Source organism: Komarekiella delphini-convector SJRDD-AB1, assembly GCF_014831675.1.
GTDB lineage: Bacteria > Cyanobacteriota > Cyanobacteriia > Cyanobacteriales > Nostocaceae > Komarekiella.
Window position 1 is genome coordinate 1 of record NZ_VJXY01000104.1, and the last position, 8,775, is coordinate 8,775.

14 protein-coding genes and 1 pseudogene are annotated in these 8,775 nt (G+C 43.1%); 1 reads left to right on the forward strand and 14 read right to left on the reverse strand.

All coding sequences use genetic code 11. The annotated features are described in order from the left end of the window. Positions 1-72: 72 nt before the first annotated feature. The 14 genes and pseudogenes from FNW02_RS36410 to FNW02_RS36475 all read right to left on the reverse strand — a co-directional run bounded on the left by FNW02_RS36410 (position 73) and on the right by FNW02_RS36475 (position 8,137). Complete coding sequence (locus tag FNW02_RS36410; RefSeq protein ID WP_191762349.1) at positions 73-441, reverse strand: class I SAM-dependent methyltransferase; 369 nt, start codon at positions 439-441, stop codon at positions 73-75. Next, positions 438-779: a hypothetical protein gene (locus FNW02_RS36415; protein ID WP_191762350.1), complete on the reverse strand. Its 342-nt coding sequence runs from the start codon at positions 777-779 to the stop codon at positions 438-440. Before FNW02_RS36415 ends, FNW02_RS36410 begins: the two co-directional genes overlap by 4 nt. A 13-nt stretch (positions 780-792) precedes the next feature. Continuing rightward, complete coding sequence (locus tag FNW02_RS39795) at positions 793-921, reverse strand: hypothetical protein (protein ID WP_263627859.1); 129 nt, start codon at positions 919-921, stop codon at positions 793-795. Between the two features lie 81 nt (positions 922-1,002). Next, on the reverse strand, positions 1,003-1,581 hold the full coding sequence (locus FNW02_RS36420) for a hypothetical protein (RefSeq protein ID WP_191762351.1): 579 nt from the start codon (positions 1,579-1,581) through the stop codon (positions 1,003-1,005). Next, positions 1,578-2,822: a hypothetical protein gene (locus FNW02_RS36425; protein WP_191762352.1), complete on the reverse strand. Its 1,245-nt coding sequence runs from the start codon at positions 2,820-2,822 to the stop codon at positions 1,578-1,580. Before FNW02_RS36425 ends, FNW02_RS36420 begins: the two co-directional genes overlap by 4 nt. Before the next feature lie 67 nt (positions 2,823-2,889). Further along, a pseudogene (locus FNW02_RS39350) lies at positions 2,890-3,894 on the reverse strand (DUF5131 family protein). A 14-nt stretch (positions 3,895-3,908) separates the two neighbouring features. Continuing rightward, positions 3,909-4,595 carry a hypothetical protein gene (locus FNW02_RS36440; RefSeq protein WP_191762355.1) on the reverse strand — a complete coding sequence of 229 codons (687 nt, stop codon included), beginning with the start codon at positions 4,593-4,595 and terminating at the stop codon, positions 3,909-3,911. Continuing rightward, positions 4,592-4,798: a hypothetical protein gene (locus FNW02_RS36445; protein ID WP_191762356.1), complete on the reverse strand. Its 207-nt coding sequence runs from the start codon at positions 4,796-4,798 to the stop codon at positions 4,592-4,594. Before FNW02_RS36445 ends, FNW02_RS36440 begins: the two co-directional genes overlap by 4 nt. A gap of 128 nt (positions 4,799-4,926) precedes the next feature. Continuing rightward, on the reverse strand, positions 4,927-5,589 hold the full coding sequence (locus tag FNW02_RS36450) for a hypothetical protein (RefSeq protein WP_191762357.1): 663 nt from the start codon (positions 5,587-5,589) through the stop codon (positions 4,927-4,929). After that, positions 5,586-5,861, reverse strand: a complete 276-nt coding sequence (locus tag FNW02_RS36455; RefSeq protein WP_191762358.1) for a hypothetical protein — start codon at positions 5,859-5,861, stop codon at positions 5,586-5,588. Before FNW02_RS36455 ends, FNW02_RS36450 begins: the two co-directional genes overlap by 4 nt. 3 nt (positions 5,862-5,864) lie before the next feature. Continuing rightward, positions 5,865-6,176 carry a hypothetical protein gene (locus FNW02_RS36460; protein WP_191762359.1) on the reverse strand — a complete coding sequence of 104 codons (312 nt, stop codon included), beginning with the start codon at positions 6,174-6,176 and terminating at the stop codon, positions 5,865-5,867. 41 nt (positions 6,177-6,217) lie between these two features. Beyond that, positions 6,218-7,102, reverse strand: coding sequence for a hypothetical protein (locus FNW02_RS36465; RefSeq protein WP_191762360.1), 885 nt, complete (start codon positions 7,100-7,102; stop codon positions 6,218-6,220). A 301-nt stretch (positions 7,103-7,403) separates the two neighbouring features. Further along, entirely contained in the window at positions 7,404-7,637 is a 234-nt protein-coding gene (locus tag FNW02_RS36470; protein ID WP_191762361.1) for a helix-turn-helix domain-containing protein, read from the reverse strand. Positions 7,638-7,984: 347 nt separating this feature from the next. Then, a complete protein-coding gene (locus FNW02_RS36475) occupies positions 7,985-8,137 on the reverse strand; it encodes a hypothetical protein (protein ID WP_191762362.1) in 153 nt (50 codons plus the stop codon). A gap of 5 nt (positions 8,138-8,142) precedes the next feature. Here FNW02_RS36475 and FNW02_RS36480 point away from each other — a divergent pair, with 5 nt between their 5' ends. After that, the gene (locus FNW02_RS36480; RefSeq protein WP_191762363.1) at positions 8,143-8,673 is read left to right on the forward strand and encodes a hypothetical protein; all 531 of its coding nucleotides are present in this window, start codon (positions 8,143-8,145) and stop codon (positions 8,671-8,673) included. Positions 8,674-8,775 lie beyond the last annotated feature (102 nt).

The window sequence follows — 8,775 nt, forward strand, 5'->3', positions numbered from 1 at the left end:
GCTAGTCATGAGAATTATAGTATTATTTATTACTTTTATTTGAAATTACTTGAGTCAAATTTTCTCACTTTTTTAAACTGAACCGTTTAGTTTGCACTTGGTGACAGCTTCGCCAGCTCTTCCCCTAATAGCCCCTTCTGGTGTCCAGGTAAGAATTATCTGTTTGTACTCTTTGCCCAGTAGGTTCCAATACTCCAAGAAATACTTGCGTGGGGTAAATACACAGTTTTCAGGGCATAAGCATTTGAACTGGGTAATCCACACGGTGCAGAACTCCAGATATTGATCATCATCAAGGCGATCGCACCAAACACCGTAATCTTTACCAACATTGTATGGTGGGTCAGTCCAGCCGAAATATTGATCTTGTAGTATGGGTAAAACTTCGCGGCAATCTGCGTTGTATAGTGTGATGTATTCGTCACTATAGTATAGTTTCATGCGGCTGAATCCTCGTCTGTATTGTCCACCGATGGATATGGCAAGCCAGCTTCGGTAAACACAATTTCGGGGATTTTATAATAGTGGGGATCTGCTTTTAAGCTTCTGACTTCTCCAAATTCAAGTCCTTCACAACAGTCAGAATAAAGTTTGGTGTGTTTGTATATGGCATCTATAAACCTACTGCAATCTAAACAACAATAGGAGTCGTTAACATCACCATCCAAAATACCAAACGAATACTCCATTTGTGTGCCAGGAGGGAATTTTTGAGCGCAACCCCAACAGTGATGAGGTTTTCTAATTTTTCGGACTGATTGACGAATGATTCTACACATTAATTGTTTCTCCTCAAAATAGGCTCAATTGCTTTGGTTCAAACTTTTGAAACTCTGGTTCCCCATACTCCATCAACAATCGCTCTAACTCCTGCCTTGCCCAAGTTTTAGCTGCTTTCTTCCAAGGCAGAGATAAGTGCATTCTTAAGTTGTTAATTTGTTCTTGTGGGGTAGGAATGTAGGGAGGGAGGGAGGGTGTTGAGATTAGGGGTTTTCATGCTGGTTATGACGGCAATTTTGGTTTTTTACCGTTCATTGAAAGTTTCGCTTTCAAAGCTGCTATTTCAAAACGAATATGTGCTGGTGGAGGTACAGATTCACTAGCCTCGTGTTTTGGTTCTACTGTAGGTGCGCTTGATGTTTGAGGCAGAGCTTTAGCATCTTTGTCAGCACACTGGCAATAGACGGTGATGAACTGCTTTTCCATGTGATTGCGGCGAAATTCTTCTGCCATGCCTACGGTACGTAAGCCGCCAATTGCTTGTAGTGCAACACGAGCGCGAGTCGAGATATAAGCAATGCCTGAAGAATCTTGGCAATTTGTAGAGGCTTTTAAAATCACCTGCCACTCCATAAGCGCTTTGCTTTCTTTAGAGCCATGAATGAACCCAACTAACTCGCCAGCTGTTGGCATAAAGCGAGAATGCAGCAAAGCATTTTTGACAGCAGTTAGAAATTCTTCATTCATTAATTCGTCGCTTAAATATTCAAACCAAATTCCTTTAACCGTGTCGTCCAATTTCTTGTTGAAATGAGAATCCAAAAGATTCATGCCGTATTCAAAAATATTCTTTTCAATCATTTTCCTGCATCCATTAACATTTTGAACATTGGGTCTGTTGCGTAAAGTCTTGCAATATCTGCCATCGCTCCGGTACTTTCATTACCGTCTTCATCAACCACACTGAATCGTCCTTTGTCCATCGATGGCGCAAGTCCTTCAACGCGTAAGCGGTATTTGGTGTCGTACTTCATGGCAGTGGCGTGTTTATCGGCGTAGTCAGCGATTTTGCCATTGGTCATCAAGTTGCTTAGAGAAAATTGCTTTTGTCGCCACCAACCATCGTCTTGTTCTCTAACCCAGGTGAGTGCTGAGGTAAATATTTCAATAGCGGTGTCTGGGAAGTCCTTGAGGAGGTGTTTAATCTTCTTCAGGTGTTCTGAACTGAACTGCCGATGTTCAGTAAAATTAGACGGCTTGTAAGCTTTGTATGCTTCGAGGAATAAGCAGTATATTTCTTCATCGGTAACTGACTTACACGGTCGGGCTATTTTGTTCGCTTGTTCGAGAATATCGAACTTGCCCGACACTCTTGTCTCAAAGTTAGGATTATCGGTTTGTGCCGAAGATTCGGTTTGATTTAACAGCGCATTGAGTTGTTGGGGATTTGGGTCTTGGTTTTGTCCGAGTGGTTCTGGTTTGAATTCAACGATTTCGGGTTGGGGAGAATTTTTTAACTCGGTTTGCACAAATTCGCTTTGAGGGGTAGGGGAGTCTTCGTTTAATTGATCTGTTTTATTGATCTGTTTATATATAGTGGACTGTTCATTTTTGGCACTATGGCTGTTAGGATTTGGCACTATGGCTGTTAAGATTTGGCACGGTGACTGGTCACTGTTAGGATTTGGCACTATGAATTTATCCCCCATAAGGAGTAGTCCGATCACTTCTTCATTAACCCGATAAAACTTAGTATTATCCGCCCCTTTTTTAGGCTGGGTGCTAATCACGTAATTCTGAGATTCCAGCTTCAATAGCAGTCTTTGTAGGGTTCTGGGCTTGCCCATTGCTGGATACATCGCAGCCCATTCATCATAAGTGGCACTTGTCCACCATTGATCTTGATAAAAATAGCCATGTTTTTCATTTTCTGCATTGCTATTGCACCAGTCTTCAATAATTTCAATTAGCAATGCGGATTCTATACCTATTTGATTTGCTACATCCCAATAAAGCTTTGTGTATTTGCGCTTTTTATGGAGGGCGCGATAAGTAGCGATCGCCTCGTGATTGCGTTGTTGGGGACAATTGTATATACTCATAGTTGTGGACTCCACATAAATTTACTGTTCCCTTGGCTGTTAGAAGCAGTGCGAGGGATTTTGCTTTTTAATCACCTACTAACAGTGGAAATTCTCTAATTCGTAGATGTTCAGGAAACTCCTCAATTTCTCCACCCTTCTTATCGCGAATTTTGAATCGCTGTCCTTGGTGGTGAGTATTAGCTCCTAACTGCTTGACAAATACGGGTGTATTGTCAGCTTGGCACTGTCGGACAATTGATTCAATCCATTCGATATGGCACGGTCTTGATTGGGGGCCAGACTCCCCACCACATATAACCCACGAAATAGTTGGTTCTAACCACGACATTTTGGCGTAGCATTGCCAGCAGTACTGATAGTATTTGTCTGGAGGATTAATGCCAGTTATTCCACAATTAGAGCATTTGATTTTATGTGCTAAGTAGCCAATTCCATTACTGTGATATCGGGATAAAGTAATTTCCTCAAGCAGCGGCTCACAAGATAAAAAGCGTAGAGATGCGGGTATTTGTAATAGAATTGGAATGCGTTTATCAGCCATCGCTTGATTTTATGTTGACGTTCCTAACCACAGATTCGGCAAAGGAAATGGTTGTTCAATAAAATCTTGTTGGAGATTAATTAAACCGCCAAACTTTTCTCCAATAGCACCCCACAGATTTTCTTTAGCAGCTTCATACCATTTAACCCATAGTTTAGGTTGCTTAAAATACTCCAATGCCCTCTCTGGCCGCTTGGTAAGAACTTGAAAAGTATGTTGAGGACACAGAGCAACAACAGCCATTACTTGGTCAATCCACTCAAAAGGAACGTTAGCATGGAATAAATCAGCCATGCTACACACGAATATCTTTTTGGGTTTTCTCCAGTGCAGTGGTTTAAGTAATTGGGATTCGACAAACTCAACAGTACCATCCCATTTGCTAACAGTTTGATATTGGAGAAACTGTTGGAGTCTTGGTGATTTGGCTGCGGTAGCTGCATAGCACCGCGCACACCCAGGCGAGACGCGAGAACAACCCACAATTGGATTGATAGTCTCATCTGTCCAAGAAATATTTGTTGACATAGTTACTGTTCTCTTCAATAGTTTGTACTAAATTCACCCGACGCGATCGCTCGAACAATACCATTAGCTGAATCTTGGCTAATCGCTTTATCGGGAGTTTTGTAGAAGCCAGCAATTTTATTAGCTTTTCGTATAATAATGCGCTGCTGTGTCGTGCGTTTGTCCCACACAAAGCATGAAATGGTGATGTTATCTGTCGCCCATCGCTTGCCTTTTTTATCTTTCCGAAAGCAATAACGAGGCATGATTAAAACAAGTGATGGTGGATGTTCTTGTAGAAAATCAGCACGATCATCACAAGGTTCCAAAAAGCTGGTTAACAAGAATGCTGCTACTCCCACACGGGCTTTAGAAAATGCATTGACGATAATTGGTGCGGCTTGGTCAGCATACGGAGGATTAGTACAGATCCAGTCGGCTTCTGGCAATTGTTCCCACGACTCTTTTTGCGTTGCATCGTAGTGATAATCTGCCGTTTTGTTGGGGTCAATATCGTTAGTCCATATACTCTTTGTGTATGGCCAAGCTTGAAGTAAAGAAGCGATTGCACCATGTCCCACACACGGCTCACCAATTACACCTGATAATTTGACATGGCGCAGTAATTCAGTGGTGAACCAGGATGGCGACTCGTAAAAGTTGAGAGGATGTCTATGAACAATATCACTTTGTTCTGGTTTTAATAATTGTGCAACAGTCATGCTTCATCCTCACTTTGATTCTTGATAATCTTGGCGCTGATGGATTCAAAGTCAGCTTGAAAAATATTCATGTCAAATTGCATTTCACCACTATTGTAAAGGTCAACAATATGCTGTCTGATTTCTGGCTCTGACAACCCATCTGGGATTTCGACATGGGCTTCAGATGTGAGCTTTTCGACTACTGTGACGATGGCTTTCATGTTTGTTAGCGCGTGGTAATGGTTAAGTTAAAAACAGCTTAATTGCTTGACATCATCAAGGAAAATCTTCTAATGTTTTGCTAGCAAATGTCTAACGGCGATCGCTATCAAGACAGTAGTGATCGCTCTTACTTCCAGGGGGTAAAATTATTCCACTGAAACCAGCTTGAACCAGATTGAGGGTATGCGTCTGTGCGATGAACGTCCATTGGATCTCCCCAGTAGCAACAAGCGTTAATTGCAAAAACGGGTTCTTCTCGGCAAGTGCCATCTTGGAGAAAAACTTTAGAGATGTGATCTTCAATCCAAATTTCTATCCATTCCCGGCTCATAAATTCCTGGTAAAAGTTACCCCACCTCGTTCGACTCCAGCGCGAGCAATCATCTTTGTCGTAGTGCCATACCTTAAAAACTTGATTCCAGTGAGCAAGGAAGTCGAGTGCCACTGGCTTAGACTGCATTAGAATCTGTTTATCCCCAGGCACACACTTTAAATCCTCATGCAGCCGGGGAAGCTCCGCCGTGATGCCACCGTACTCAACCGTGTACCATTCGATTCCGCTGATTTTCTGCTCTACCTGAGATGCCCAGACACTCTCTCGTTCTCTAGCGGCTTGCTGCACTTTGCCCATGAACATATCGAAACGCAGTATGCCTTCAACTAGGGAGAGGCCACCGTGAGCTACGTGATTTTGAAGAACTGGGTCGTAAGCTGACTCGTACCCGGCAGTGTTGATTGCGTCTATTTGTTGGGTTATTGTAGCTGCTCTTGGGTCTTGGAATTTAGTCATGATCGCTTCTCCTCCCATGTCCAAACTACTTCGCCTTTATCAGATGAGTTTGCTAGCAAGGTGCGATTGCTATGGGTGGTTTCGCGGCATTTCTTGGCCCAGGCTATTTGTTTATAAAACTTGTGAATTACATCTATATCTGTCATATCCGTACCATTTGTAGTGAATGTACGTTGAATTGAGAAATGGAAATCTGGTAAGTTAAGTATTGCTCTTACACTACATGTAGTCCGGCGATTGCTTTTTTGGAGGCGATCGCTTTTAATTAGCATTGTTCACAGTTCGGCTTTAAGCAAAACACCCTTTGGAGTTAGCACCCAGTAAATCTGATTACCATCGTCAACTTCTTCTACCAATCCCCAATCTTGAAGCTCGTCCAAAACATCACTGAGAAACTCATCAACACCTTCCCCACAAAACCCGCCTCCCTCAGCAATCACGTCCAAAGTTCCTCGCATTTGGTGGTCAATGAACGCTAATTCGGAAGAAGTCAGGATTTTGATGATATCTACGTAAGCAGTACTAACGGTGTACTCTTTGCCATCGGTGGCTATAGCTTGTCCTTGCAAATCGAAGGGGATAATCATAAATCTTCAATAGAATCAAAATTCGTGTAATTAATGGGCTGTCAAGCAGTAACTAAAGATTTCTTGCTAAAAGCTCTCGCTTGCTTCAGTGCAGCACCAGGACTAGGATGTGCAAAGAACTCCTCCACGGCTTTAGTCAACCCAGCGGCGACAACTGGATCATGGCAGGGGTAAACATAAACATCCTGCTGAGTTCCGTTGACCAAACGATTTTCTTGGCGATTTCCCAGCTGTGGGTAAAATGTCCTAACCCACGTTCCCAAGTGTCCGCGATAGTGGGAACCTTTGATAGGGACTTTCTTTCCCAGTTCGCTTTCTGCAAAGTTGACCACACCCAGCCACTTTTCTTGTGTGCCGGTTAGGGCTTGTCTGTTGTGGTCAGCAAACAGGTTAGTGGCGTAATCCGTCATCTGTTGCTCCATGTAAGGGTTGAGTCTGCCCCCTGTTAATTCTGCTAGGGTCTTCATGGCCTCTACCAGTGTTTTTAATCGCTGCTCGACTGGAGGAAGGGCAGGTGTGGGAGTATTGCTGTGCTGTTGTGTTGGTTTTGCCCAGCCTGAAACATCCTGCATCCACGCACGAACACCAATAGTCCCGAACGCTTGGCAGACTAACTTAGCTTGTTGGGTGCAGTAACGACCAGCTTCATAACCATAGTAATGAAGGATGATGCCGATTGCGATGTCTGGGATACCATCGGTGCGCCATTGATTTAGGTTCGCGGCATCAAAGCCTTGCTGTATAAGGGTTTGGGCGAGTTTTGATGGTTCCAGGTTCGCGCTTTCTAATGCTTTGCCGATAGCTTTGTCGCTGACTCCAGCTAATCTCGCAGTAGCTTTCATGCTGGCTTTGCCTTTGCCTGAAGCGTCCACTTCGATTTCTTCTTTAATCTGTTCAATCACCTGGGAGATTTCAATCTTTGACATAATTCTCTGCTCCAGCTTGATAAATGACTGTTTTATTTAGTCAGCGCTTGGATATACTTAAATAGCATAGTTAACGGTATATTAATATACTGCTAATACTTGCCTAGCATTATTTTTAGAGGTATACAGTACTCTTTGCCTAGTTATGAATGTCACGAATGCGATTTAAAGTTACTCTTGCTGGACTTCTAGAATTTTTCTAGGCTAGACATGACTATTCCTTTGCAGAGGGACTAGTTCAGGCGATCGTTCTTCTTGGTCGGAGGCGATCGCTTTTAATTATTCACTCCTTAAAAGCACCTCACGTTTCAATCCCTAATTCTGCCCCCAGTGCTTTTTCTATGCTCCGTAAGGTTTCAATGGGCAATTCCTGAATTTTTTCGTTTTCAATTCTGTGCCAATGGGGAGTGCTAATCCCTGCCTGTGCTGCTAATTCCGTCAAAGATTTAGATGAATCCTTCCTTAGAGCTTTTATCTTTTCTCCCAATCCTGGAATTTCTTTGCTAAACGTAACCCGCATCAATGTTAATTCCACATGCACTACTCCTTAAGTATGTTTTGCTGGGATATATTTCTCATGCTCCTATCATTACATGTTATGCACTACTTGACAAGTACTACATAACGAGATATATTATTGAATAAGGGAGGAAACAAGCGCCAGCCTCCCAGCTAAATATAGAGGCGCTTCACCACTGCACCTTGACAAGAGAATCAGGAAGTACCGATTGAGGGGTAACTGAGGCACTGGCGCAACCAGAGAAGGTGAGAGGTATAGGTTGGGAAAAGAGATTCGGTTAATAAAAAATTACCAGCAGGACGACGGTTGGGTTCTGAAGCTTCCCGTCGCCTGACACTTTGTATCTCCTGTTTGGTAAGCTCCTAGTCACTAGCTAGGAGCATTAAATATGAGGCTTCGCCAATTCTAGATTGAGAATGTTGTGCTGAAAGCACAATGAACTTACCAATAAAAACAGAGACGATCACCCACCTGGAAAGTATGCGATCGCCTCTAATACCTATAGAAAGGTTCATAAATTATGCCACAAACCGCAGCAATAGCACTACAAGAACTCGAAACAGTAGAAATCAGTTTCTACGATCAAGAAGTTTACGCCGCTGGAAAGTTAATTGCAAGCATCGGTCATGATGACGACTTAACCCAGCCCTGGCTAGTATTGATTAACGGCGTAGAAGTATTCCGAGACAATACTCAAAAGAGATGCCACAGCTACATCGTATGGCATTACAAAGAAAATACATTGCCTGAACCCAAGCCTGTGGTTGTCCCACAAGTCAGTGTTTCGGAGCCGGAGCCTGTAGAACTAGAGTTAGAGGTTCACACCTCAGAAGCTACAACCGCAGAACAATCGAATACACAACCTTTGTCTGATTGGAACTTCACACCCCCCAAGTTCGATTCTCCTTCCGCTGCTATCTGCCGAAATTGCGATGGTCATGGCTGTTCTAATTGCTCCTATCGCGGGACTCGTGCAGTGAACTTGTGTACGCCAGTGGACGACTACCGATTGACTTATGTGGGGCGTACTAGTCAACCAAGAAAATTATGACAGGTGTAAATTAGGATATAACCGTTGGAATTTCACTCTGGCATCTGAAGCTGCAAAACGCCAATCGATTTTAGCTTTCTGCTGGTTACGCTCCTTTTCCCA